This is a genomic window from Massilia sp. TWR1-2-2, assembly GCF_049897565.1.
Lineage (GTDB): Bacteria > Pseudomonadota > Gammaproteobacteria > Burkholderiales > Burkholderiaceae_D > JAFCUW01.
On record NZ_JAFCWM010000019.1, the window covers coordinates 68,031 to 94,234 of the forward strand.

Below are 26,204 nucleotides of genomic sequence, written 5' to 3' on the forward strand. Positions count from 1 at the left end.
AAATTTTTAATTCGTTGAAAAACGAATATGCAAATAAAAAATGCCCGCTAGTGATAGGAGGCATTTTTCGTGTCGTTTGGAGCAGCGCGGAGTATTTCCCGATCGCCCCCTTTTCGTGCGTTTTCTTACGCCGCCAGCTTGACCGCTCCCCGGCAGCCGTCCATCAGGAACGACAGGCCGACCACCAGAACGAGTTCGCCTTCGGCCGAGCGGGCGGTGCCGGTGATGCCTTCGACCGCGATGGCGGTCATCGGCTTGATCACCAGGTCGGCGGTGCCGTCGACCGCGGCCACCGCGAGGATGTACGGCTGCGGCGCGGCGACGACGATGCCGACCCGCTCCGAGCAGTTCTCGTAGCCGAGGGCGCCGGCGAGCGAGCGCACCGGCAGCGGACGGCCCTGGTCCTTGAGCACCGGGGCGCCGCCGACCATCATGAAGGTCTCCGGCAGTTCGACGACACGCTGGACGACCGCCATCGGCAACGCCAGCGCGGCGCCGGAAGTCGATACCAGCATGGTCGGCACGATCGACAGTTCGATCGGCAGGCGGATCGCAAACCTGGTGCCGTGGCCGAGCGAGGACTCGATATGGATCGCGCCGCGGTTCTTCTCGACGGCGGTCTTGACGACGTCCATGCCGACGCCGCGCCCTGATACGGACGTGGCCTGCTCCTTGGTCGAGAAGCCCGGCAGGAACACCAGCTGGTAGGCTTCCTCGTCGCTCGGGGCGCCGTGTTCGTTGATCAGGCCTTTTTCAAAGGCCTTCTTGCGCAGCCCGGCCGGGTCCATGCCCTTGCCGTCGTCCTGCAGCACGATCATGACGCTGTTGGCTTCCTGCCAGGCCTTCAGCGAGATGTACGCCTTGGCAGGCTTGCCGGCAGCGAGGCGCGCTTCCGGCGACTCGACGCCGTGGTCAAGGGCGTTACGCAGCATGTGCACCAGCGGATCGTACAGGCTGTCGACGACGACGCGATCGACTTCGGTCTCGGCGCCTTCGATTGTCAGTTCGACGTCCTTGCCGAGGTCCTTGGCCAGTTCGCGCACCAGGCGCGGGAATTTCTGGAACAGGCGGCCGACCGGCTGCATGCGGGTGGCCAGCGTGGCGCGCTGCAGTTCGGCCGAATAACGCGACGCGCGTTCCACCGTTTCGGTCAGCGTCGCCATCAGGCTGGCGGCGGGACCTTCGAATTTGTACTGCAGCAGGCGTTCGAGCAGCACCGCGGCCTGGTTGGCCGCCTGCACCGATTCGCCGGCCACTTCCAGCAGGGCGTCGAGCTTGACGGCGTCGACGCGAATACTGTCTTCCTTGGCCGGCGCGGAGGCGGCGCGGAATTCCTGCAACTTCTCTTCGCGGCGGTCGATACCGTCCCAACCGGGCTTGCCGGCGGCAGGCGCAGGCGCCGCAGCGGTTTCGGCGACGACGGCGCGGGCGGCGACGACGGCTTCGCTGCGCGCGCCGGCGACCGGCCTGTAGGTGCCGGCCGGGACGACGGCGATGTACATCGCTTCCCAGTCGAGGCCATCGGCGCCGGGCGCGATGGCGACGGGTGCGGCGGCGACTGGCGCGGCAGGCGCAACGACCGGCGCCGCGGCGACCGGCTTGGCCGGCACATCGACATTGCCTTCGATGGCGTTGACCAGGATGCGTTCGAGCGAATCGGGCATCGATGCGAGCTGCTCGGGAGCGGCGCCGTTCGACAGGTCGGTCAGCTGGTCGGCGACGAAACCGGACGCCTGCAGCGCCGCTTCAATGGCCAGCGGGGTGACCGGCGCGGCGCCGTTGCGCAGCGCGTCAAACAGGTTCTCGGTCAGGTGGCAGGCCGCCACCAGCGCCGGCAGGTTCATGAAACCGGCGCCGCCCTTGATCGTGTGGAAGGAACGAAACACGGCGTTCAGCGTTTCCTTGTTGTTCGGGTCGCGTTCGAGCCGAAGCAAGTGTTCTTCTACGTTTACTGCCAGATCCATCGCCTCGACGACGAAGTCCTTGAGCATATCGTCCATCAGAATCCCAGGTCGGCAAGAAGGTCGTCAACGTTGTCCTGGTCAAGCGCCACCGATGGCAGCGCCGGGCCGGACATCAGGTTCGGCTTGTGGGCGGCGAGCTTTTCGCGCACCGCCGGCGGCGCGTTGTCGCGCAGCAGTTCGGCCAGCTCGTGCTCGACCGTCTTGGTAATGGCGACGACTTTCTTGATCAGCTGGCCGGTGATGTCCTGGAAGTCCTGCGCCATCATGATGTCGAGCAGGCGCGCCTTCTCGGCTTCGGTCGCTTCGGCAACCGCCTGGGCGAACTGGCGCGAGTCGCCGGCCAGGGTCTTGAATTCGTCGATGCTCAGCTTGCCGTCGAACAGGTCGGTCCAGCGCGTGTCCATCACCTTCGCCTTTTTCGACAGCGCATCCTGCGCCGGCATGCCGTCGTCGAGCGTGTTGAGCACCTTGTTGGCGGCCTGCTCGGTCAGCGAGGCAACATATTCGAGGCGGTCCTGGGCGTCGACGATTTGCGACGACGCTTCCGTCAGCGCCTTGTCGTAGCCGAGCTCGCGCAGCGAGTCGTGCAACAGGCGCACGATGCCGCCGAGGCGTTCGAACATCGGCTTGTCGGCAGCGCCGCTGTCGCCGGCGGCAGCGGCGTCGGCGCCGTTATCGGCAGCGGCAGGCGCGGCGGAGGCCGCAGGCACGGCCACCGGCTGGGCGGCGGAGACCTGATCGAACAGCGCCTCCAGATCATCCTCGGCGGCGGGCGCCGCCGGCGCGGCGGGCGTCACCGCCGGGGTGGCGGCACGTTGTGCGGACACCTCATCGAATAGTGCGTCAAAATCATCAGCGGCGTGGGTCATATCCCTGCTTCTCCATAATTTGCTAATTTGCAATTAATTATTGCGTGTCTGGGGGATGCTGTGCGGGCTCTCGGCATAGCAATGCGACGAAAACGTCGCGTTGCCCCGAGTTTAGCAGCGTAGTTGCCGTTGGTAAATCTTTCGCCACACAGCAACTGAATTGAGTGCGGAAACTTATTCCAAAGTTAATCAAATCGGTGTTTACCCGCACTTTTCGGTCGGCGAGTGTTGTATTCCGTTACCTTAACCTTCGCCGGGCCAGGTGCGATGCGTTCGATACTGATGAGTATTTGAGCAAGATCAAACGGGTTTGTTCTTACAATACTCGCAACGCCTACTACAATGGAGAATAAGACGGTCTTGTCGGAGATACTGACCATGTACAGGAAGATTCTGATCACCACTGACGGCTCCGCCGTATCCAAACAGACCGCCTGCGCCGGCGTCGCCTTCGCCCGGCAGATGGGTGCCGAGGTACTGGCGTTGTTCGTCGCCGCCGAATATCGGTACCCGGTGTATGTCGAAATCATCCCGCCGTCCTATCCGCTCGAAGAGGAATATGTCGAGACCATGATCCGTGCCGGCGAGGAGCATACCGGGCCAATCATGCGCGCCGCCGAGAAGGCGGGATTGCAACACAGCGCCATCACCGCCTTCGCCGATTCGCCGGCGCTGAAGATCGTCGAAATCGCCGACAAGCATGACTGCGACCTCATTTTCATGGGCTCGCACGGGCGCAGCGGCTGGGGGCAACTGCTGCTGGGCAGTGTTACCAACAAGGTGCTGTCGCACACGTTAAAGCCGGTGCTGGTGCATCGCCTGATCGAGGAACCGGCGGCATAGTCCATCGATGTCGCTGCGTCAACCTATCAGTATCCATATTGCGTACAAGCGCAACTTGGACTTACGCTTGTCAATAACGCCACGTCCGGATTTCGCGGTTTTATTCACCTTGCAAAATGGCGACCTATGATCCGCATTGTCATCGCTGACGACCACACCATCATGCGCGAAGGGCTCAAGCGCATCCTCGATGGCGCCGTCGACATCGATATCGTCGGCGAGGCCATCAACGACTTCGAAGTGCTGTCGCACGTGCGCCAGGGCGGCTTCGACCTGCTGCTGCTGGACCTGTCGATGCCGGGCCGCAGCGGAGTCGACCTGATCCGCCAGATCCGCAGCGAAGCGCCCAAGCTGGCGATCCTGATCCTCACCATGCACGAGGAAGAACAATATGCGGTACGGGCAATCCGCGCCGGCGCCCAGGGCTACCTGACCAAGGAAAGCGCGGGCACCCAGCTGGTTGGCGCAATCCGCAAGGTGGCGTCGGGCCGGCCGTACATCAGTACCGAGGTGGCCGAGCAACTGGCGCTGAACATCATGACGCCGAACGAACAACTACTGCACAAGCAACTGTCGGACCGCGAGTTCGAAGTGTTTTCACTGCTGGTGGGCGGCAAGTCGATCACCGAGATCGCCAACAGCCTGCACCTGTCGGTGAAGACGGTCAGCACCCACAAAACGCGCATCATGCAGAAGATGGGGATGACGTCGCTGTCGGAAATGGTGCAGTACGCTGTCGCGCACAGGCTACTGTCGCCATTCAAGACCTGAGACGGCGAAAAGTTTTAGACATCGGCGCCATCGTTTTGTGCCAATATGCGTCACTCTGTTGCGACGGCCGGTATTTGCGGCATCCCCTCGGCAGCTCTGCGGTAAGTGCACTCCTCCCTCTGGCGCCCTCACTCCACGTAAGACTCCTCCTACATTCTCGCGCCGTCTCCTACCGCCAGATTCAGCGTTCGCTGATATCAATGACGGACTCGTGTTGGCATACTAAATCCAGCGATCCGACTTTCTCGCGAGAATTTCCATTCAACGTGAGTTTGGCCCAGCGCGCTGTTCCATCACTGATGAAGCACCGGTCAGGCAGTCACAGATCGTTGTTCGCACCTGTGATCGCCCGCAGCACAAAAGTTACTTCACATGGAGATGAGAATGATGTCTACGCAAACGTCAGAACCACGTCCGAATTCTTCGTCGACCATGCATTCCTCTCCAATGGAAGCTGGCCGCCAACGTCAGGGCCGGCTCTGGTCCAATCTGAAAGAGGTGTGCGATCTGCTGCACATCACCGCCGCGGTGTCGGTCAATACCGAAGAATTGCTGTTCCAGCATGTCCAGTTCAAGACTGGGCAACGCGTCCATACCATCGGACAAGCGTTCGACACGCTGTACATCGTCAACTCCGGCTTCCTCAAAACCGTGCTCATCGACGAGTTCGGCAATGAGCAGGTCCTGAGCTTCCCGATGAAGGGCGACATGCTCGGCGTCGACGGCATCCATACCCGCCATTACGCTTCGGAAGCGGTCGCCTTGTCCGACTGCGACTTGATCTTGCTGCCGTTCAAGAAGCTGACCGCACTTGGCCGCGTCCACCTCGAACTCGAAAACGTCATGTACGGCGTCATGAGCCGCGAGCTGGTGCGCGAGCAGGCCATGATCGGCATGCTCGGCGCCCTCAGCGCCGAGGCCCGGGTGGCACGCTTCCTCGTGTCGCTGGCCGACCGCTTCGCCGCGATGGGCTACTCGAGCAAGCTGTTTAACCTGCGCATGACGCGCCATGAAATCGGCAGCTACCTCGGCCTGACCCTGGAAACGGTCAGCCGTACCCTGTCGGCATTTAACGAGATCGGCCTGATCACGGTCGACCAGCGCACCATCGGCATCAAGGACGCCGAGGCGCTCAAGACGCTGCGCCGGCTGCCGCCGTCGCGCTCGCGTGCCAAGCAGACCAACGCCGCCAAGCTGAAGGCGGAGCAAGAAGCGGCAGGCGACGACCAGGTGCTGGCCACCACAATCTAGCCTTCCACCAGTTTGCCCCCAGCCCGCCGCCCGGCGGGCTTTTCACTTGGGCGGCCTTTTTGAAGAGTGGGTGGTGCAGAACGGCAATCGGCAAGGACGTCGATCGCGAACTTTCGCCTCACCATCGGTCAATACTGCTCTCCATCATCTTGCGAATGGCGACCGCCAATCAGCGCCAATGGAAATCGTTCATCTTCAACGATTCAACAGCCATGCGTAACATTCCTGGCAGACCAGCTACGGTTCATCCGGCGTGTCTTCCAGGGCCTCGACTGACCACGGGCGGCGCTCGCGTGCCTGGCAAAACAAAGTCATATCGGGGAAGAAGGTCGATGCGTGGGGACAATGGAAAATTGTAGCGAAGAAACCATTGGGCTTGACATCGGCATAGGGGGCAGCTAGTAATAGCTGCTCCCCTGCCACACCACCCGGCATGCGGGTCCGCACCGGGCGGTTCGAGTAGTTGAGGTTATGTGAGTCGAGGCATGCCAAGGCGGTCAAAGTAAGCGATTGTTAGCACACTGTTCAATGCCAACGCGCTGTTGTGCCACCAGCGGCGGCTGTTCGCCGCCACCACGCGTGCCACTTTGAGTGGTGCCCCAAGTTTCAGCAGTTCCCGGTATATCGTCGTGCCGCGACGCCATTGTTTAAGTTGAATCGCCCGCATCCGGTGCCGCATCCACTCGTCGAGCTTGCGCCAGACTCCCGGAGTTTGGGCCAGATTGAAATAGGCTTTCCATCCCAATACGTAACGCCGTAGCTGTTCAATCACCTGACTCATGCTGCGGCCACAAGTACGACGGGTTATCTGCCGTATCTTTTGCTTGAACGTTTCCCGCGCCTTGGCCGAGACGGCTCGTTTGACCTCGCCTTTCGGGGCGGCCCACAGAGAGAAGCCCAGAAATTTTCGCCCAAATGCCTTTCCCACCGCACTTTTCGATTCGTTGATCTTCAAGTGCAGTTTGCCGTACAGACGCTTTAGCAGTGTCATCACCCGTTCGCCAGCCTTCTGACTGCGCACATACACATTGCAGTCATCGGCATAGCGAGCGAAACGATGCCCCCTGCGCTCAAGCTCACGATCAACTTCGTCCAGCAACACATTGGCCAACAGGGGCGACAACGGCCCGCCTTGCGGCGTGCCTTCCTCCCTGTTGGCCACTACGCCGTTGCTCATAATGCCTGCGTTCAGATAGGCACGGACCAGCCGGATGATTCCGGTGTCATCAATGCGTTTCTTTAGACGGTCTATCAGCACATCGTGGTTGACCCGGTCAAAGAACTTCTCCAGATCGACATCGACCACAATGCGGTATCCATCTTGCACGTGCTGTTGTGCAACGAGCACAGCGTCACGCGCGCGACGGCCCGGACGGAATCCATGGCTGTGCTGACTAAAAGAGGGGTCGATCAGCGGTTGCAGCACTTGCAGAACGGCTTGTTGGATCAGTCGATCGACCACGGAGGGTATCCCCAGTTCACGTTCGCTGCCATCCGGTTTGGGGATGCCGACGCGACGCACCGGACTGGGCCGGTACGTGCCTGCCCTCAATTGGTTTCTGATGGTCGGTAACGCGGTTACCAGATAGCGGCCAGTCTGAGCGATGTCCATGCCATCAACGCCTGCCGCTCCCTTGTTTGCCTTCACGCGCTTCCGCGCGCGTTGCATGTTCTCTCTCGCAAGCACCTGCGCGAGCAGGCCTTGCCCTGCGTCTCCCGTTGCATGTTGCGTGACCGGTGTTTCATCGCTGACAGCGTCGGACGAGGTTTCACCCCGCCTTACCGCGACCCGCTCCGCCAATGCGGACATCTGATGCCATACACCGACCATCGACATGGCGTTCAACGCTCCTTCTCGTTCGGCCCTTCGCCCCTGTACCGGCAGCTACTACGACCTCTGCTGACTTCTCGCTCCGGCTCGCACCGTCGCCCTTTCAGGCACGAGGCGAGATCTCCCCAGGTAAGTACGCACTCCTTCACTGCACAACCGCCGGATTTACGCCACTTCGCCTTGACCACAAAAGCTTCGCGGTTTTTCGCCCGCTCGCCTTGCTCGGCAGCGCCTTCTATCCGATTCTTGTACATCGGCTCGCAGTTTCGCTCCACGCTTCCTCTCCACGGTCGGTCGCCCTTCCGCAGTTGCGCTTCACTTCGCTCACTGTGGTCAGCTCGCGGCGGGACTTTCACCCACAGGAGTGCGCCCATGCTGGGCGCACGAAAAAAAGCCGGCATCCTCGCGGACGCCGGCCTTTTGCTGATGACGAAGCAGATCAGTTATCGCGCGTGAGCACGCCGTCGTTGATCTTCACTTTTTCGCCGACGCGCATGCCCGGGTCGTTGGCATACTGCACCGTCTGGGTGCCGCCGTTGGCGAAGCGGATCACCACTTCAAAGTGACGGGTCTGCTTGGCGTTGGCGCGGTCGATGTTGCGACCGACGTAGGCGCCGCCGAGGGCGCCGGCAACTTGCGCTGCCGTACGGCCGTTGCCGTCACCGATCTGGCTACCGAGCAGGGCGCCGACGACGCCGCCGCCGACGGTGCCGAGGTAGTTGCCTTCGCCATTGACTTCAATGACGTTGATCGCTTCGACGGTAGCGCAGTTGCTGCAATAGCGCACCACGCGTGGCGCGTTCTGCGGCACGGTCGACACCAGTTGCAGCGGCTTGCCCAGAGTAGCGGTGGCGACGCGGCCATTGATGCGCATGTTGGCGGTCACGGCAGTGTTCGGCGCAATGCGGTCGCCGCGGCGGATCACGTAGGAACCTTCGTACTCGCCCGGACGCACTTCCGGCAGGAAGAACACGCCGCGGGTGCCGGAGATGGTCATGTCGACCTTGGCGCCCGGGGTGCCGCGCAGCATGAAGTCGAGGTCGTTACCTGGACCCAGGTCTTCGGTAGCGCGCACGTCGAAGCGTTCGATGCGTGGCAGATCGGCGACGTCGCCGCGGCGCGGGCCGTTGTAGCGGCCGCCGCGCACCAGCGATTCGCTCAGCACGCCACTGGTGACCTGGTTACCGACGCGCAAGTTTGCAGTCACCGCGCTGGTGGCCGTGATACGGTCGCGGGTGCCGATAGTGTAGGTGCCTTCATACTGGCCCGGCTCGGTTTCGGTCAGCTGCAGGTTGCGGTTGGCGCCTGCGATCTGCAGGAACACGCGTCCGCCCGCGGTGCCGTAGAGGTCGAAATTTAGTTCCTGGCCTGGGACCAGGCGGCGCACTTCATCAACGTTGAAGCCGCGGATGACCGGATTGTAGCCCTGCGCCTGCACTGGCGCGGCGGCGAGCGCCATCGACAGCAGCGGAATCACTGACACCAGTCCGGCGAGTAGTTTTTGTTTGGTTTTCATATATTCTCCTTGGAGGTTTGACAGCGGCGCTGAGTATTGACAGCGAGTAAGCGTAAGTTACGCCGAGCCCGCATGGCCGTCGGTGCGCTAGCGTACTAAGTGCACGGCCTCGCCGGAGGTCACATAAATGGCGTCGCCGGCCTCTGGCGTGATCAGGAAACCGCCGGTAAAGGCGCCAAACGACGGCAGGATCATGCGCCGCGGCCCGACCACGAAACACGGCAGGCGCAGCGCATCGAAGCGCGTCGCCAGCAAGAAACTCGGATGGATGTGGCCGGCCAGCGCGTAGCCGGCGGTGTCGACATCGGGATGGTGGCAGAACGCGAACGGCGCCACCGCATGCGGCTCGTCGACCAGGTCGATCATCAAGGAAGCGGCCGGGTCGCCGGCATGGCGGTCGTGGTTGCCGCGCACCAGCGTCAGTTTCAGCGACGGATGGCGCAAGCGCCAGGCCAGCATCGCCGCCACCGTCGCCGTCGCATGGGCCGCGCGCGCGTGCAAAAAGTCGCCGAGGAAGGTGATGTGCCCGACGTCGTGCTCGGCCATCAGGGCGTCGAGCGCGGCCAGGTTCTGGCTGGTGGTCCCGCGCGGCACCGGCACGCCGAGCGCGCGGAACGACGCCGCCTTGCCGAAGTGGATATCGGCGACGATCAGCATTTTGCGCGCCGGCCAATACAGCGCCTTGTGCGCCAGCAGCAGCAGCGTTTCGCCGGCGACGAGCACTTCGCGCGCGGTCAAGGCTGTGCCGCCTTGTCGAGTTCGCGCACCATCCGTGCCACCCGGTCCGACAGTTTTTCGGTGGTGACCTTTTCGCGGAAGCGCTCGACCATCAGCGCGAAGCCGAACGGCGTGGCGCGCTTGACGTCGCAAAAGGCGACGCGGCGCGCGTGCAGTTCGGCCAGCGTGTCGCGCAGCCGCGTCAGTTCGAGCTCCTGCTCCATCACTTCGCGCTGCGCCTGGGTCAGCAACAGGTTGCCGGCATCGTGCTTGCGGAAGACTTCGAAAAACAGCGACGACGATGCCTGCACCTGGCGCGCGCTTTTTGGCTGGCCCGGATACCCCTGGAACACCAGCCCGGCGATGCGCGCCACCTCGCGAAAGCGCTGCTGCGACAGCTGGGTCGCATTCAGGCTTTCGAGGACGTCTTCGAGCAGGCGTTCGGTACCGAGCAGCCCTACCTCGGCGCCAGTGGCGCCGGCAAACAGCGCCTTCCAGTCGACCGGCTCGGCCGCCAGCAGTTCGAAGCCGTAATCGTTGATGGCGATCGAAAAGGTGATGGGCTGCAGCCGGCCGACGCGGTAGGCCAGCAGCGACGCCAGGCCCATGTGGACCGAGCGGCCGGCGAACGGATAGACGAACAGATGATGGCCTTCGCGGCTTTTCATCGCCTCGATGACAAACACTTCGGTCGTCGGCAGCCTGGACCAGCGCTGCTGGATTTCGATCAGCGGGCGCAGCGCCTCCATCTCGGGGCCGACGAACTGGCCCTCGGCGGCGCGGCGCAGCTGCTCGAGGGCGGCGTGCGCCAGCTCCGACGACAGCGGCATCTTCGCGCCCATCCAGCGCGTCACCGCGCCCTTCTTGCCGGTGGCGCGCTTGACAAATGCGGTCATCTCGTGCAGCCGGACGAATTCGAGGCTCTTGCCGCCGAAGATGAAATGGTCGCCCGCCTTCATGCGCCCGACGAACGACTCCTCGACGCTGCCGATGCGCCCGCCCGACATGTACTTCACCTGCACGCTCGAATCGGAAACGATGGTGCCGATGCCCATGCGGTGGCGGCGGCCGATCGCCACGTCGGGCACGCGGAACACGCCCTCCTCGTCGGGCAGCACGCGCTGGTATTCGGGATACACCGTCAGGCTCTGGCCGCCGCGAGCGACGAAGTCGAGCGCCCACTGCCATTCCTCGTCGCTCAAGTGCCGATACGACCAGGCGCCGCGCACTTCGGCCAACAGCTGTTCGGAGCGAAAGCCGCCGCCCAGCGCCACCGTCACCAGGTGCTGCACCAGCACGTCGAACGGCTTGTTGGGCACCAGGCGCGCCTCGATGCGGCGCGACGCCACCGCCTCCTTGGCGCCGGCCGCCTCCAGCAGTTCGAGGCTGTTGGTCGGCACCAGGGTCACGCGCGACACCCGGCCCGGCGCGTGGCCGCTGCGCCCGGCCCGCTGCAGCAGGCGCGCAATGCCCTTGGCACTGCCGATCTGCAGCACCCGCTCGACCGGCAGGAAGTCGACGCCGAGATCGAGGCTGGCGGTGCAGATCACCGCTTTCAGCTCGCCCTTCTTCAGTCCCATCTCGACCCAGTCGCGCACCTCGCGGTCGAGCGAGCCGTGATGCAGCGCGATCAGGCCGGCCCAGTCGGGACGCGCCTCGAGGATGTTCTGATACCACAGCTCGGACTGCGAACGCGTGTTGGTAAACACCAGCGTCGCATTGAACTGCTCGATCTCGTCGATCACCGGCATCAGCATCTGGATGCCCAGGTGGCCGCCCCACGGAAAGCGCGACACGTTGGCCGGCACCAGCGAGTCGACGACGATCTGCTTGCGCAGGTCGCCCTCGACCAGCACGCCCTGCCCAACGCCCAGCAGCACCTCGCGCGCCTGCGCCAGGTTGCCCATCGTCGCCGACAGCGCCCATACCACCAGCTCGGGATTCCAGTGGCGTAGCCGCGCCAGCGCCAGCTGCACCTGCACGCCGCGCTTGCTGCCCATCAGCTCGTGCCACTCGTCGATGATGATCATGTCCAGGCCCGCGAACTGCGCTTTGGCGGCGGCGTGCGACAGCAGCAGCGACAGGCTCTCGGGCGTGGTGATCAGGGCTGACGGCAGCTTGCGCGACTGGCGCGCACGCTCGGCCGAGGTGGTGTCGCCGGTGCGCGCGCCGATGGTCCACTCGGGCGACAGCGCAGCGGCCGATTCTTCCAGCGCGCGCAAGGTGTCGGCGGCGAGCGCGCGCATCGGCGTGATCCACAGCACCCGCAAGCCGCTGCTCTTGCGGCGCTTGACGAGGGCGCCGCGCATCAGGGCAGCGATCCACACCGCATAAGTCTTGCCGGAGCCGGTATTGGCATGCAACAGGCCCGACTCGCCCGCCAGTGCCGCGCGCCACACCGCGCGCTGGAACGGGAACACCTTCCATCCGCGCCCGGCGAACCAGGCATCGACCGTCACCGCCATCTGGCTCTTGCTCACGCGCAGACCGCCGCTGCCAGCAGGCCTTTGAGCGTATCGAGCGAATCGGCGTCGTCGATGGTCTTGTCGTCGCGCTTGCGCAGGATGCGCGGAAAGCGCACCGCGATGCCGGCCTTGTGGCGGCTCGACAGCGCGATCCCCTCGAAGCCGATCTCGAACACCATCGTCGGGCGCACGCTGCGCACCGGGCCGAATTTCTCGACCGTCGTCTTGCGGATGGCCAAGTCGACCACCGCGATCTCGGCGTCGGTCAGGCCCGAATAGGCTTTGGCGAACGGCACCAGCTTGCGCTCGCCCGTTTCGTCCAGGTCCCACACGGCGAACGTGTAATCGGTGTAGAGCGAGGCGCGGCGGCCGTGGCCGGCCTGCGCGTAGATCAGCACCGCGTCGATGGTGTAGGGGTCGATCTTCCACTTCCACCAGGTGCCGACATCCTTGGTGCGGCCGACGCCATATTGCGCCGCCCTGGCCTTGACCATCATGCCTTCGACGCCGCGCGCGCGCGATTCGGTGCGCACCTGCGCCAGCTGGTCCCAGCCCGCAGCTTCGACCAGCGGCGATATGCGCAGCTGCTCCTGGCCGACCTGGCCGACCAGTGCTTCGAGCAGGTTGCGCCGCTCGCGCTGCGGCACGGCGCGCAGGTCGACGCCGCCTTCCTCGAGCAGGTCGTAGGCAACCAGCACCGCCGGCAATTCGGCCAGCAGCTTGCTTGACAAGGTCTTGCGGCCAATGCGCTTTTGCAGGTCGGCGAACGGCGCCGGCACGCCGTCGTTCCAGATCAGCACCTCGCCGTCGAGCACCGTTCCTTCGGGCAGGCGCAGCGCGGCCAGTTCGGGAAAGCGCTCGGTGATCAGGTCTTCGCCGCGCGACCACAGGTAGTTCTGGCCGCCGCGCCGCACCAGCTGGGCGCGGATGCCGTCGTACTTCCACTCGACCTGCCAGTCGGCGACGTCGCCCAGCGCCGCCGGTTCGCCCTGCAGCTGGTGCGCCAGGAAAAACGGATACGGCTGGCCGCCGCGCGCCTTGTGCTCGTCGTCGGACGGCGCGGCGATCAGCTGCAGGAAGCCGGCGGCGGTGGGCCGCACGCTGCCGTCGGTCCAGCCCATCAGGCGCTGCGCAATCAGCTTGCTGTCGACGGCGGCGATGGTCGACAGCGCGCGGGTAACCAGCAGCCTCGAGACGCCGACCCGAAAGCCGCCGCCGATCAGTTTGACGAGCAGGAAGCGCTCGCGGCTATCGAGCTCGTTCCAGTAGGTAAACAGCGCCTCGCCGATGACGTTCGGGTCGGCGCCGCGCAACGGACCGATACGCTCCTGCATCCACTCGGCCAGCCCGATGTCACTGTGGCGCTCGGGCGGTGGCAGGATATGCGCGATGGTTTCGGCCAGGTCGCCGACCGCCTGGTACGACTCTTCGAACAGCCACTCATCGAGCTGGGCGTATTCGACCGCGTACTGGCGCAACAGCTTGGTCGGCACGGCCTGGCGCGGCTTGCCGCCGGCCAGAAAATACACCGCCCAGGCAGCGTTTTCCGGCGCGGCGCTGCCGAAGTAGGCCTGCAGCGCGTCGAGCTTGCGATTGGTGGCGGTGGTTTCGTCAAGTTCGGCAAACAGGCGGGCAAATTCACGCATTGCCCGCCTCCTCCGGCACGGCCGCGGCAACCACCTCGTCGGCTTCGTCGTCGCCGTATTCGGTGTTGAAGCCGGACGCATCGAGCCCTAGCTGGCGCAGCCAGCGCACCATCACCGGAATCGAGCCGTGGGTGACGATCACGCGCGGCGCCTCGGTGGCCCGGATCGCCGTCATCAGGCCCGGCCAGTCGGCGTGGTCCGACAGCACGAAGCCGCGGTCGACGCCGCGCCGTCGCCGCGCTCCGCGCAGCTGCATCCAGCCGCTGGCAAAGGCGTCGCTGTAGTCGCCGAAGCGCTTCATCCATGTGGTGCCGCCGGCCGACGGCGGCGCAATCACGATCGCCGTCTTGAGTGCCGCCTTGTCGACCTCGGTGACCATTTTGGTCGGCGGCAGGTCGACGCCGCCTTCGCGGTAGACCCGGTTAAGCGGCTCGGCGGCGCCGTGGCAGATGATCGGGCCGATCGTCGGGTCGAGCCCGGAAAGGATGCGCTGCGCCTTGCCGAACGAGTAGGCGAACACCACGCTGCAGCGACCCTCGGCGGCGTTCTTGCGCCACCAGCCGTTGATGTCGTCGAAGATCGACTGCTCGCTCTCCCACCGGTAGATCGGCAGCCCAAAAGTAGATTCGGTGATGAAGGTGTCGCAGCGCACCGGCTCGAACGGCACGCAGGTGCGGTCCGGCTCGACCTTGTAGTCGCCCGACGCCACCCACACTTCGCCCTTGTGTTCCATGCGCACCTGGGCCGAACCGAGAACGTGGCCGGCCGGGTGCAGCGAAATCTTCACGCCGTTATGCTCGATGCCGGCGCCGTATTCGATGCCGTCGATATGGATGTCCTGGCCGAGGCGCGACTTGAGGATGCCGACGCCGGCGGCGGCCGACAAATAATGACCGTGGCCGACCCGCGCATGGTCACCGTGGGCGTGCGTGATGACGGCGCGATCGACAGGGCGCCACGGGTCGATGTAGAACTGGCCAGGAACGCAATACAGGCCCTCCTTGCGGACCACCACCATGTCTCCCATGCGATCCCCTCAGGCCGGGGCCACGAATTCGGCCATGAAAGTGCGGGTACTCTGGTCAGGGAACGAGATGGTGATTTCCTCGCCCGCCACAGCCTGCACCATACCGACGTCGTACTTCGGTACCCGCACGCGCGCGCCGATGTCAAACAGCGGCGGCGGCGTCGGCGCCTCGACCTCGCGGTCGAATTCGTCATCGCGGATCTCGGTCAGCTCCAGGGCCGCCGGTCGATTGAGGCAGTTATCGCAGCGGCAGCACTTCTCGAAACCGGGCACGTCGTCGCCAAAGTAATCGAGCAGCACGTTCCAGCGGCAAAAGCCACTGACCGCGTACGACACCATCTGCTCGAGCGCCTCGCGGTCGCGCTCCTGCTTGGTCTCGTAGACCTGCGCCAGGTCGCCGAACAGCGCCCCGGTCGGTTCCGCCTTGCCCAGCACGTAAGCGAGCGCGCGGTTCTGGCGCAGCAGGCGGCCGTCCTTGAGCAGCTTGAGGCAGATCTTCAGCTTGCTGGACGCAATTTCCTCGACGGCAGCGTCGATGCGGTCGAAGGTGACCGGCTCGTCGCCGAGCAGGCCGACCACCACGTCGTACACCGCCTTCAGGTCGTTCGCTGTCGGGTAATGCTTGACGAGGAAGAACTGCTGGACGCGCTTGTCGTCCTGCAGGAACAGCAGCGTGCACCAGGCGTCCTGGCCATCACGGCCGGCGCGGCCGGACTCCTGATAGTAGGCTTCCAGGTTGGCCGGCACCTGCAGGTGGATGACGAAGCGGGTGTCCGGCTTGTCGATGCCCATGCCGAAGGCGTTGGTGGCGACCATCACGCGCCGTTCGCCTGCCATGAACAGGTCCTGGTTTTCCTTGCGCTCGCGCGCCGTCAGCTTGCCGTGATAGATGGCGGCGCTTTCGCCGGCCTCCAGCAGCGCCTCGTGCATCTCCTCGGCCGCCTTGACGGTGGCGGCGTAGATGATGCCGAAACCGTTTGAATCGCGCACGATGCGCAGCGCGGCGCCGACCTTTTCACGCGCGTTGACCACCTGGACGACGTTGTAATGCAGGTTGGGACGGTAGATGCCTGAATTGACGACGTTCATGCGCGGCCGGCCGAGCTGCTTGCCGATGTCCACGACGACGTCGTCGGTGGCGGTGGCGGTCAGCGCCAGCACCGGCGGGCGGCCCAGCGCGTCGATCGAGGCGGCCATCTCGAGGTAGGCCGGGCGGAAATCGTGGCCCCAGTGCGAAATACAGTGCGCTTCGTCGATCACCACCAGGGCAATGTCGATCTGACGCAGCACGGCGACAAAGTCGGGCTGGGTCAGGCGCTCGGGCGTACAAAACACGATCGCGTGCGAACGGTCGCGGATGCCTTCGAGCGCCACGCGCTCCTCCTCGGCCGACAGGGTGCTGTTGAGCTGGGCGGCGCGGATGCCCATCGCCTCGAGCTTTTCGAGCTGGTCTTTCATCAGTGAAATGAGCGGCGAGACGACCACCGTCGTGCCCTTGAGCATCTTGGCGGGAATCTGGTAGCACAACGATTTCCCGCTGCCGGTCGGCATCAGCGCCAGCGTGTCTTTACCGTCGAGAACGCTGTCGATGACGTGCCGCTGGCCGTTGCGCAGGCGCGCCATGCCGAACACGTTACGCAGCAGTTTGGAGATCGTGTCGCGGCGTACCGCACGCAAACCTTGGTGCATTAGTCGGGGGTCAAGTTTAGTCATGAAACAACTGTATTACGCACGTGATGAAAATTCCATAGGACGCAGCCTACACGCGTCGTAGGAGGTGCTCTCCACCTCAGCTGTTGACCGTCATACAAGCCGCTTAGCGCTTGTCCTACAAGATAGCGGACACTTGGCCGATGCAAGGCGTCCTCGGCACGGCATACGATGTAGTCATACCGAACACGCTACTAACGAATTTTCAGGAGAACCATCATGATGCGCAAAATCCCAGTCACCTGGACCACCATCCAAATGGCCATCGCCGGCGCTTCCACCTACGTGGTGTGCGCCACCGACCTGCTGCGCGGCGCCGCCATCTTCATTCACTAAGACCGCGCCGCGCTTCGATTCACGTCCTAGCCGAACCAGTATTGACATCTGCGCCCCTGTATTTACACCTGCGCGGCCGCATCGCCAAGTGGTAAGACCAGCGTAAATGTCGAGCCGTTGTTGCCGTCGCTGGTGACGAACAAACGCCCGCCGTGCGCTTCCGACAGCTGCCGCGAAATCGCCAGCCCCAGTCCCAGACCTTTTACTTCGCCATTCGCCGCGCCGCGCTCGAACGGCTCGAAGATGCGCTGCTGGTCGGCAGCGGCGATGCCGATGCCGCCGTCGACGACGTCAACCCGTACTTCGCTGCCTGTAGCGGCGACCATGATGTCGACCGGCGTACCGCCGCCGTAGCGCAAGGCGTTGGTCAGCAAATTGATCACCACCTGCTCGATACGAGATTCATCCCAGCAGCCGGCAACGGGCGGATGCGCATGCAGCCGCAGGCTGCTGCCGTAGGCACTGGCCTGCAACGCCAGGTCGCTGGCGACCCGCTCGAGCAAAACCATCAGTTCAATCGGCGTCGGCCGGATCGACAGGCTGCCGCTGCGGATGCGCGATACGTCGAGCATGTCGTCGATCAGCCGGATCATCGACTGGATCTGGCGCTGGTCGCGCGCCACCATCGCCGGCAGCCGGTCCGGGCCCAGCGCTTCAAAATTCCCCCGTTGCAGCTGCAGGATGCGCATCTGGCTTTCCAGGAACAGCGTGTTGAGCGGCGTGCGCAACTCGTGCGCGACGAGCGACATGAAGTCGTCGCGCATGCGTAGCGAGCGTTGCAGCTCGGCTTGCGTAATGTGCAGTTCTTCCAGCAGCTGTTGTTGTTCCCGGCGGCTTTGCTCGAGCTGGGCGACCTGGCGCCTGCTCTCGTGGCGCTGCTGGTCGAGTGCGACGAACACGTTGACCTTGCTGCGCACGGCGTCGCTGTCGAGCGGCTTGTAGAGGAAGTCGACGGCGCCCGTTTCGTAACCCTTGAAGGCGTAATTGAGTTCGCGTCCGGCGGCGCTGGTAAACACGATCGGGATGTGGCGGGTGCGCTCGGTACCGCGCATCAGTTCGGCCAGCTCGAAGCCGTCCATGCCCGGCATCTGGACGTCGAGGATGGCAAGCGCGAACTCGTGTTCGAGCAGCAGCTGCAGCGCCTGTTCGCCGGAAGCGGCATGGAACACGATGCGCCGCTCGTGGCGGATCAGGGCGTCGAGCGCCTGCAGGTTGTCTGCCAGGTCGTCGACAATCAGCACTTTGCTCAGCACGTTGCTTAGTACCTGGGACGTCATTTTTTCTCTCCCAACAACTGCAGTAATTGACGGATGGCGGCCAGCGGCAGCACCAGGTCGGGCGTATCGAGGTCGATGGCGCACTGCGGCATCGTCGCCACCTGCGCTTCGGCCGGGTCCTGCACCACGGTCAGGCCGCCGCGCGCGTGGACCTGGGCCATGCCGTCGGCGCCGTCGTGGTTGGCGCCGGTCAGCAGGATGGCGACCAGGCTGTCGCCGTACGCGTCGGCGGCGGAATTGAGCAGCACGTCGATGGCCGGGCGGGCGAAGTGCACCGGCGCCTCGCAGCTGAGGGAAAAGGTGCGATCTTGCTCGATCGACAGGTGGTAGCCGCCGCCGGCGAAGTAGACCACGCCCGCTTCGACCGGCTGCTTGTCGGCCGCCTCCACCACCGGCACGGCCATTCGCGCGGCGAACAGCTCGGCCAGGCGGCTGTCGCGGTTGGCCGGCAGGTGCAGCATGCAGATCACCGGCGCGCCCAACGGCACGGGCAAGCCGGGCAACAGCTGCAGCATGGCGTCGACGCCGCCGGCCGAACCGGCGACGATGATCGCCTGCCAGTTACGCGCGGCCAGCGCCGGCGTGAACCAGTCGGCGTTCATGGCGCCAGCTTCCGGTACACGCGGTCACGCTTGGCGACCGGCTCGAAGCGCTCGCCGAAGGCGGAAAACTCGATGCTCTCCTTGCTGCCAAGGGCGAGGTAGCCGCGGTGGCACAGCGACTCGTGGAACAGCCCGAACACGCGGTCCTGCAGGCGCTTGTTAAAGTAGATCATGACGTTGCGGCAGCTGACCAGGTGGGTCTCGGCGAACACGCTGTCGGTCGACAGGCTGTGGTCGGCGAAGGTGACGTTGTCCATCAGCGTCTTGTCGAACAGGGCACCGCCGTAAGCGGCAGTGTAATAGTCGGAAAAGGCGCGCTTGCCGCCGGCGGCCTGGTAGTTCCCGGTGTACAGCTGCATCTGCTCGAGCGGGAACACGCCGCGCCTGGCCGTCTCGAGCGACTGCGGGTTGATGTCGGTGGCGTAGACGATGGCGCGTTCGAGCAGGCCTTCCTCGCGCAGCATGATGGCCATCGAATAGACTTCCTGCCCTGTGCTGCAGCCGGCGATCCAGATCTTCAGCGACGGGTAGGTGCGCAGCACGGGCACGACGTGCTCGCGCAGCGCGGCGTAAAACGACGGGTCGCGAAACATCTCGGTGACGGGAATGGTCAGGTATTGCAGCAGCTGGGAGAACGCGGCCGGGTCGTGCATCACGCGCGCCTGCAGCGCCGAGATGGAATCGCAGTCCATCTCGCGCAGCGCGTGCAGCACGCGGCGCTTCTGCGACGCCCCGGTGTAATCGCGGAAGTCGTAGTTGTACTGCAGGTAGACGGCCTCGATCAGCATGCGCAGTTCGATGTCGATGGCCGCCAGCTGTGGTTTCAAATTCGTCAAATGCGTCAAATGCGGTCCAGGTTAGGCATCCATACGCGCAGCAGCGAGTACAGGCGGGTCAGGTCGATCGGCTTGGCCAGGTAGTCGTTGGCGCCGGCGGCGAGGCACTGCTCCTGGTCGTCCTTCATCGCCTTGGCGGTGATGGCGATGATCGGCAGGCGCGCATAGCGGCCGTCGGCGCGGATGCGACGCATCGCTTCGAGGCCATCCATCCCGGGCATCATGATGTCCATCAGGACCAGGTCGATGGTGGCCACTTCATCGAGCTTGCTGATCGCCTCGAAGCCGTTGCGGCCGATTTCGACCTTGGCGCCGCGCTGCTCGAGCGCGCTGGTCAGCGCGAACACGTTGCGCACGTCGTCGTCGACCAGCAGGATGGTGCGCCCTTCGAACACGCGGTCGCGCCCGCGCACGGTCTTGAGCATGCCCTGTCGTTCGGTCGACAGCTTGGCTTCGACCTTGTGCAGGAACAGGGTCACTTCGTCGAGCAGGCGCTCGGGCGAACGGGCGCCCTTGATGATGATCGAACGCGAATACTTGAGCAGGTCGTGTTCCTCGGCGCGCGTCAGGTTGCGGCCGGTGTAGACGATCACCGGCGGGAACGAGCACAGGTCCTCGGCGGACATGCGTTCGAGCAATTCGTCGCCCTGCATGTCGGGCAGCTTCAGGTCGATGATCATGCAGTCGAACACCTTCGCGCGCAGCAGCGCCAGCGCTTCCTCGCCGGAGCCGACGGCGGCGATTTCGACGTCGCTGTCGGCGATCAGCGCGACCACGCTTTCGCGCTGGCGGACGTCGTCCTCGACCAGCAGGATGCGCTTGATCTTCTGGGTGAATTTCTCCTCGAGCTTGTGGAACACCGCTTCGAGGTCTTCACGGGTGGCCGGCTTGAGCGCGTAGCCGATGGCGCCGAGGCTGAGCGCTTCGCCGCCGTTGTCGTTGCTGGAGACGACGTGCACCGGGATGTGACGGGTCTGTGGATTCTCCTTCAGCAGCTGCAGCACCGACAGGCCGGAGCGGTCGGGCAGGCGCATGTCGAGCAGGATCGCATCGGGCATGTGCTGGCCGGCCAGCTGCAGCCCTTCGGCGCCGGTCAGGCCGACCAGGCAGCGGTAACCCATTTCGTGGGCCAGCTGGAACAGGATGCCGGCAAAAGCCGGCTCGTCCTCGATCACCAGCACCGAGCGGGTGGCATCGGCAGCCGGCGTGGCGCGGTCGTCGTCGAAACTGGCAGTGAGGACGTGGGCAGCGGCCGCGGGCGCCGGCGCCAGCGACGCCGGGACCGGCGGCGCCAGTTCCGGCGCCGCCGATGACGCCTCGGCCGGGCAGGTGCGCGGCAGCACCAGCGTGAACGTGCTGCCGGCGCCTGGCGTGCTGGCGATGCTGATCTCGCCGCCGAGCAGTGCGCTCAGGTTGCGCGAAATCGACAGGCCCAGACCGGTGCCGCCAAAGCGGCGGCTGGTGGTGCCGTCGGCCTGGTGGAAGGCGTCGAAAATCTTTTGCTGCTGTTCTTCGGCGATGCCGATACCGGAATCGACGACGTCGAAGCGTACCGGGCCGCCAGGCGTGCTGCTCACGTTGAGCGACACGGCGCCGCTGTCGGTGAACTTGACCGCGTTCGACAGCAGGTTCTTGAGGATCTGTTCGAGCCGCTGGCGGTCGGTCCACACGGTGGCAGGCACGGACGGGTCGACCTGCACGGTGAAGCTGAGCTGCTTTTGCAGCGCGATCGGTTCGAACGTCGACGCCAGGTTGTCGACCACGCGGCGCAGCGGCAGCGATTCGAGCACCAGTTCAAGCTTGCCCGCCTCAACCTTGGAAATGTCCAGGATGTCGTTGATCAGGTGCAGCAGGTCGTTGCCGGCCGAATAGATCGTCTGGGCGAAGCGGACCTGCTCAACGCTGAGGTTGCCGTTGACGTTGTCCGACAGCAGCTTGGCCAGGATCAGCGAACTGTTCAGCGGCGTGCGCAGCTCGTGCGACATATTGGCCAGGAACTCCGACTTGTAGCGGCTGGCCCGCTCGAGGTCGAGCGCGCGCTGGCGCAACTGGTCTTGCGCCTCGTTGAGCGCGACGTTCTTGGCGTCGAGGCTGACGGCCTGCTCGGACAGCTGGTCGTTGGTCTGCTCCAGCTCGGCCTGCTGGTTTTCCAGGTTCGAGCGCGATTCTTCCAGCACGCGCGACTGCTCTTCGAGCTCCTCGTTGGCCGTGCGCAGCTCTTCCTGCTGGACCTGCAGCTCCTCGTTGAGCTGCTGGGTTTCGGCGAGCGACTCCTGCAGCCGCTGGCGATAGCTGGCGGCGGCCACGCCGGCGCCGATGCCGTCACCGACGAGCGCCAGGAAATCATGCTCGCGCCGTCCGGTCGGATGCAGGAAGCCGATCTCGATGACGCCGTTAATCTCGCCTTCGTTGCGGAACGGCGCGATCAGCAACTGGCGCGGCGCGCTGCGACCGAGTCCCGACGACACCTTGATGTAATCGGCCGGCAGCTCGTCGACGACGATGGCGCGGTCCTCGCGCACGGCCTGGCCGAGCAAGGACTCGCCCGGCTTGAAGACCTGCTGCTGGCCGGCCCATGATTCGGAAAAGCCGTAGGTGGCGACGCGCCGCAGCGCGCCGCCGTCTTCGCGCACGTACAGCGCCGCGACCATGCCGTCGACGTAGCGGGCGACATGGTCGAGCGTGGCCTGGCTCATCTGTGCCATCGCGTGGTGGCCGGCCATTTTCATCGCCAGTTCCGACTGGCCGGTGCGCAGCCAGCCCTGGTCTTCGAGCAGGTCGGTGTGGGCGCGCTGCTGGTCGATCGCCTTGGTGTAAGAAGTGGACAGGGCCACCAGTTCGCGGCGCCCGAAGATGGCCAGCATGCCGGCCACGGACAGGCTAAACAGCAGGAACAGGCCGACCGACCAGCCGGTGACGTTGCGCGACGAGTCGCTGCGTTCCTGCAGCAGGCGCTGTTCGACATCGAGGAAACCGGCGAACTGGCGCCGCACTTCGTCGGTCAGCGACTTACCGCGCCCGCTCTTGACCATCGGCACGTAGTCGCCGCCCTGTCGGCGCACGGCGATCGCCTCGTGGGCGAAGTCTTCCCACAGCTTTTGCGCGGCCTGAACCTTGTGCAGGCGCGACACCTGCGCCGGGTTGTCGCGCACCTCGTTGGCCAGCGCGGCGATCGCGGACTCGATGCGCGGCTTGGCCAGCTGGTACGGCGCCAGGAACGACTCGTCGCCGGAAATGAGGAAGCCGCGCATGCCCGTTTCCATCTCGGCCGACAACTTGCTGACCTCGTTGGCGTCACCGATGACGCGCTGGGAATGCTCGACCCAGGTGAGCACACTGATCAGATAGACAATGATGACGACGAACACCGCGGCGCTGAGAATGCCGACTGCCAGCGGCAAGGCGACGTTGCGCGCGAGGATGCGCCGAAACTGGCTGTTATCGATCATGTGCCGTAGAACCTGCTGGTTATCAGAATTGGCGATAGTTTAACAAAGATGCGCCGTCGGCAGTGACGCAAAGAGCACGTTTGCGCAGAGCAACATTGAATCATTCTCAGTGCGCGAAATAGCGCGTCAAATACGGCGCGGTCTGGCTGGCCTTGACCCTGGCCACCTCGCGCGGCGGGCCGGCGGCGACGATCGTGCCGCCCGCTTCGCCGGCGTGCGGTCCGATGTCGATCACCCAGTCGCAAGCGGCCACCACGCGCATCGTGTGTTCGACCACGATGACGGTGTTGCCCGCGTCGACCAGCCGGTCGAGCTGGGCGATGAGCTTTTCGACGTCGGCCGGATGCAGGCCGGTGGTCGGTTCGTCCAGCACGTAGAGCATGTTGCCGCGCGCGGCGCGCTGCAGTTCGGTGGCCAGCTTGATGCGCTGCGCCTCGCCGCCCGACAGCTCGGTGGCCGGCTGGCCCAGGCGCAGGTAGCCCAGGCCCACTTCGCGCAGCATGTCGAGCGAGCGCGCCACCTGCGCCTCGCCGGCGAAAAATTCGGCCGCGGCGTCGACCGTCAGCGCCAGCACCTCGGCGATGTTCTTGTCCTGGTAGCGCACCTCCAGCGTCTTGGCGTTGTAGCGCGCGCCTTCGCAGGTCGGGCATGGCGCGTACACGCTCGGCAAAAACAGCAGTTCGACCATGACGAAGCCTTCGCCGTCGCAATGCTCGCAACGACCCTTGGCGACGTTGAACGAGAAGCGCCCGGCGTCGTAGCGGCGCGCGCGCGCCATCTTGGTGGCGGCGAACAGCTTGCGCACATGGTCGAACAGGCCGGTATAGGTGGCCAGGTTGGAGCGCGGCGTGCGTCCGATCGGCTTCTGGTCGACCCGCACCAGCCGCTTGATGCCGGCCAGGCCGCGCACGATGCGCCCTTCCAGCGCGGCCGTTTTGGCGCCGGTCTCGAGTTCATCGCCCTCCTCCGCTTCCGCTTCCAGCGGATGCCCGAGCGCGGTTGCGACCAGCTCGACGAACACCTGGCTGACCAAGGTCGATTTGCCCGAGCCGGACACGCCCGTCACGCCGGTGAGCACGCCGAGCGGGAAGTCGACCTGCAGGCCATGCAGGTTGTTGCGGGTGACGCCTTCGAGCGTGAGCCAGTCGGCGGGGACGCGCGGCTGGCGATGCGGCGGCTTTTCGGTGGTGAACAGGAAGCGCCGCGTGTGCGACGCCTCGACATGCTGCAGGCCGGCCGGCGGCCCGCTGTAGAGCACATGGCCGCCCTGCTCGCCGGCGGCCGGGCCGACGTCGACGATCCAGTCGGCGTGGCAGATGACGTCGAGCGCGTGTTCGACGACGAACAGCGAATTGCCGGCCGCTTTGAGCTGCGCCAGTGCGGTCAGCAGCGCCTCGGTGTCGGCCGGATGCAGGCCGGCGGACGGCTCATCGAGCACATACACGACGCCGAACAGGCTCGATCGGACCTGGGTGGCCAGGCGCAGGCGCTGCAGTTCGCCGGGCGACAAGGTCGGCGTGCTGCGCTCGAGCGCGAGGTAGCCGAGTCCCAGGTCGAGCAGTACCTTCAGGCGCGCCACCACGTCTTCGGCGATGCGCTGGGTGACGATGACTTTTTCGGGATGGCGCGCCGCGTCTTTCGCGTTGCGCGGCGCGCTGCCGTCGGCGAACGGGGTCAGGATCTGCGCGAGCCGTTCGAGCGGCAGGTGCGAGATGTCGGCGATGTCGTAGCCGGCAAATTTGACCGACAGCGATTCGCGCCGCAGCCGCTTGCCTTCGCACTGCGGGCACTCGGCGCTGACCATGTAGCGCGCCACGCGCTTTTTCATCGACGCGCTCTCGGTGTTGGCGAACGTCTGCAGCACGTATTTGCGCGCGCCCGTGAAGGTGCCCTGGTAGCTCGGCGTCTCCTTGCGCTTCAAGGCCTGCTTGACTTCGTGCGGCGTGAAGCCGGCGTACACCGGCACGGTCGGCTGCTCGTCGGTGTAGAGGATCCAGTCGCGGTCTTTCTTGGGCAGGTCGCGCCAAGGCGTGTCGACGTCGTAGCCGAGCGTGGTGAGGATGTCGCGCAGGTTCTGGCCATGCCAGGCCGGCGGCCAGGCGGCGACGGCGCGCTCGCGGATAGTCAGGCTGTCGTCCGGCACCAGCGACTGCTCGGTGACCTGGTAGACGCGGCCGAGGCCATGGCACTCGGGGCAGGCGCCTTCCGGCGTATTGGGCGAAAACGATTCGGCGTACAGCAGCGGCTGGGTCGCCGGGTAGTCGCCGGCGCGCGAATACAGCATGCGCAGCGAATTGGACAAGGTACTGACGCTGCCAACTGACGAACGGGTAGTCGGCGAGCCGCGCTGCTGCTGCAGCGCGACCGCCGGCGGCAGGCCGACGATGTCGTCCACTTCCGGCACCGGCATCTGGTGGAACAGGCGGCGCGCATACGGCGACACCGATTCGAGGTAGCGCCGCTGCGCTTCGGCGTACAGCGTGCCGAAGGCGAGCGACGATTTGCCGGACCCGGAGACGCCGGTAAACACCACCAGTGCGTCGCGCGGGATGTCGACGTTGACGTTCTTGAGGTTGTGTTCCCGCGCGCCGATCACCCGCACGAAGCCGGCCGGCGGCCCGCCGTTCTTGTTCCGCATTCTGTTTCCCCGCTGTGCAATCAAAGGCGTATTAGAACTCTGCAGGCAAATTGCAACCGTGCGTTCACACACCGTTGCGGCGATTGCAATTTGTGCAATTCGGGGTCAGACCTAGGTCTGACCCTAATGCAGCTAAGTTAAGCTTTAGTCGCATTTTCTTGTTGTAAACTTTCGGCCGAAGTGTTAACTTTCTGGCTGATGCTGTCCGATGCCCTCCCACTGGTTATTGATTTGCCCCACCCGCCCGATTGGAGGCGGCTGGGAGAGCATTTGCCGTACGCATGGGTGGAGGCAGCGCTTTCGGCGAGCGAAAAGGCCAGTATTCGCCATCGGCGCCTGGATGGGACGACGCTGCGTCTGGCCGATAGCGCGGCTAACCGCGCTCACTTCGGTGCGCAGAACTATGCCAACGCAAAGGTCGCCAGCTATCCTCAGGCGCGCGGTGTGACGCTGATG

At 64.8% G+C, this 26,204-nt stretch carries 17 protein-coding genes and 1 pseudogene; 4 read left to right on the forward strand and 14 right to left on the reverse strand.

Going from position 1 to position 26,204, the window contains the following annotated elements:
* Positions 1 to 125 precede the first annotated feature (125 nt).
* On the reverse strand, positions 126 to 2,000 hold the full coding sequence (locus ACP7DD_RS18205) for a chemotaxis protein CheA (RefSeq protein ID WP_426176214.1): 1,875 nt from the start codon (positions 1,998 to 2,000) through the stop codon (positions 126 to 128).
* Positions 2,000 to 2,833 (reverse strand): protein phosphatase CheZ, encoded by an 834-nt coding sequence (locus tag ACP7DD_RS18210; protein ID WP_426176215.1) that lies wholly within the window; start codon positions 2,831 to 2,833, stop codon positions 2,000 to 2,002. Before ACP7DD_RS18210 ends, ACP7DD_RS18205 begins: the two co-directional genes overlap by 1 nt.
* A 378-nt stretch (positions 2,834 to 3,211) precedes the next feature.
* Between ACP7DD_RS18210 and ACP7DD_RS18215 the strand changes: the two genes are divergently transcribed.
* The 3 genes from ACP7DD_RS18215 (at position 3,212) to ACP7DD_RS18225 (ending at position 5,698) form a co-directional block, all read left to right on the forward strand.
* Positions 3,212 to 3,676 carry a universal stress protein gene (locus tag ACP7DD_RS18215; RefSeq protein WP_426176216.1) on the forward strand — a complete coding sequence of 155 codons (465 nt, stop codon included), beginning with the start codon at positions 3,212 to 3,214 and terminating at the stop codon, positions 3,674 to 3,676.
* 126 nt (positions 3,677 to 3,802) lie between these two features.
* The gene (locus tag ACP7DD_RS18220) at positions 3,803 to 4,447 is read left to right on the forward strand and encodes a response regulator (RefSeq protein ID WP_426176217.1); all 645 of its coding nucleotides are present in this window, start codon (positions 3,803 to 3,805) and stop codon (positions 4,445 to 4,447) included.
* Between the two features lie 447 nt (positions 4,448 to 4,894).
* Positions 4,895 to 5,698, forward strand: a complete 804-nt coding sequence (locus tag ACP7DD_RS18225) for a Crp/Fnr family transcriptional regulator (RefSeq protein WP_099790736.1) — start codon at positions 4,895 to 4,897, stop codon at positions 5,696 to 5,698.
* A gap of 469 nt (positions 5,699 to 6,167) precedes the next feature.
* Here ACP7DD_RS18225 and ltrA read toward each other — a convergent pair whose 3' ends face one another.
* The 12 genes from ltrA to uvrA form a co-directional block, all read right to left on the reverse strand.
* Complete coding sequence (gene ltrA, locus ACP7DD_RS18230) at positions 6,168 to 7,535, reverse strand: group II intron reverse transcriptase/maturase (RefSeq protein ID WP_426176230.1); 1,368 nt, start codon at positions 7,533 to 7,535, stop codon at positions 6,168 to 6,170.
* 433 nt (positions 7,536 to 7,968) lie between these two features.
* Positions 7,969 to 9,045, reverse strand: coding sequence for a glycine zipper 2TM domain-containing protein (locus tag ACP7DD_RS18235; RefSeq protein ID WP_426176218.1), 1,077 nt, complete (start codon positions 9,043 to 9,045; stop codon positions 7,969 to 7,971).
* Positions 9,046 to 9,132: 87 nt separating this feature from the next.
* Complete coding sequence (gene pdeM, locus ACP7DD_RS18240; RefSeq protein WP_426176219.1) at positions 9,133 to 9,783, reverse strand: ligase-associated DNA damage response endonuclease PdeM; 651 nt, start codon at positions 9,781 to 9,783, stop codon at positions 9,133 to 9,135.
* A complete protein-coding gene (locus tag ACP7DD_RS18245) occupies positions 9,780 to 12,227 on the reverse strand; it encodes a ligase-associated DNA damage response DEXH box helicase (protein WP_426176231.1) in 2,448 nt (815 codons plus the stop codon). Before ACP7DD_RS18245 ends, pdeM begins: the two co-directional genes overlap by 4 nt.
* A gap of 11 nt (positions 12,228 to 12,238) precedes the next feature.
* The gene (locus tag ACP7DD_RS18250) at positions 12,239 to 13,873 is read right to left on the reverse strand and encodes an ATP-dependent DNA ligase (RefSeq protein WP_426176220.1); all 1,635 of its coding nucleotides are present in this window, start codon (positions 13,871 to 13,873) and stop codon (positions 12,239 to 12,241) included.
* Entirely contained in the window at positions 13,866 to 14,900 is a 1,035-nt protein-coding gene (locus ACP7DD_RS18255) for a ligase-associated DNA damage response exonuclease (protein WP_426176221.1), read from the reverse strand. The genes ACP7DD_RS18250 and ACP7DD_RS18255 overlap by 8 nt, the downstream gene beginning before the upstream one ends.
* A gap of 9 nt (positions 14,901 to 14,909) precedes the next feature.
* On the reverse strand, positions 14,910 to 16,613 hold the full coding sequence (locus ACP7DD_RS18260) for a RecQ family ATP-dependent DNA helicase (protein WP_426176222.1): 1,704 nt from the start codon (positions 16,611 to 16,613) through the stop codon (positions 14,910 to 14,912).
* 395 nt (positions 16,614 to 17,008) lie between these two features.
* Positions 17,009 to 18,223, reverse strand: a complete 1,215-nt coding sequence (locus tag ACP7DD_RS18265) for a hybrid sensor histidine kinase/response regulator (RefSeq protein ID WP_426176223.1) — start codon at positions 18,221 to 18,223, stop codon at positions 17,009 to 17,011.
* Entirely contained in the window at positions 18,220 to 18,825 is a 606-nt protein-coding gene (locus ACP7DD_RS18270) for a chemotaxis protein CheB (RefSeq protein WP_426176224.1), read from the reverse strand. Before ACP7DD_RS18270 ends, ACP7DD_RS18265 begins: the two co-directional genes overlap by 4 nt.
* Positions 18,822 to 19,613: a CheR family methyltransferase gene (locus ACP7DD_RS18275; RefSeq protein WP_426176232.1), complete on the reverse strand. Its 792-nt coding sequence runs from the start codon at positions 19,611 to 19,613 to the stop codon at positions 18,822 to 18,824. Before ACP7DD_RS18275 ends, ACP7DD_RS18270 begins: the two co-directional genes overlap by 4 nt.
* A gap of 53 nt (positions 19,614 to 19,666) precedes the next feature.
* Positions 19,667 to 23,110, reverse strand: coding sequence for a response regulator (locus ACP7DD_RS18280; RefSeq protein ID WP_426176225.1), 3,444 nt, complete (start codon positions 23,108 to 23,110; stop codon positions 19,667 to 19,669).
* Positions 23,111 to 23,216: 106 nt separating this feature from the next.
* Entirely contained in the window at positions 23,217 to 25,748 is a 2,532-nt protein-coding gene (uvrA, locus tag ACP7DD_RS18285; protein ID WP_426176226.1) for an excinuclease ABC subunit UvrA, read from the reverse strand.
* 198 nt (positions 25,749 to 25,946) lie between these two features.
* Here uvrA and ACP7DD_RS18290 point away from each other — a divergent pair.
* Positions 25,947 to 26,204, forward strand: a pseudogene (locus tag ACP7DD_RS18290) (IS4 family transposase); the annotation flags it as partial.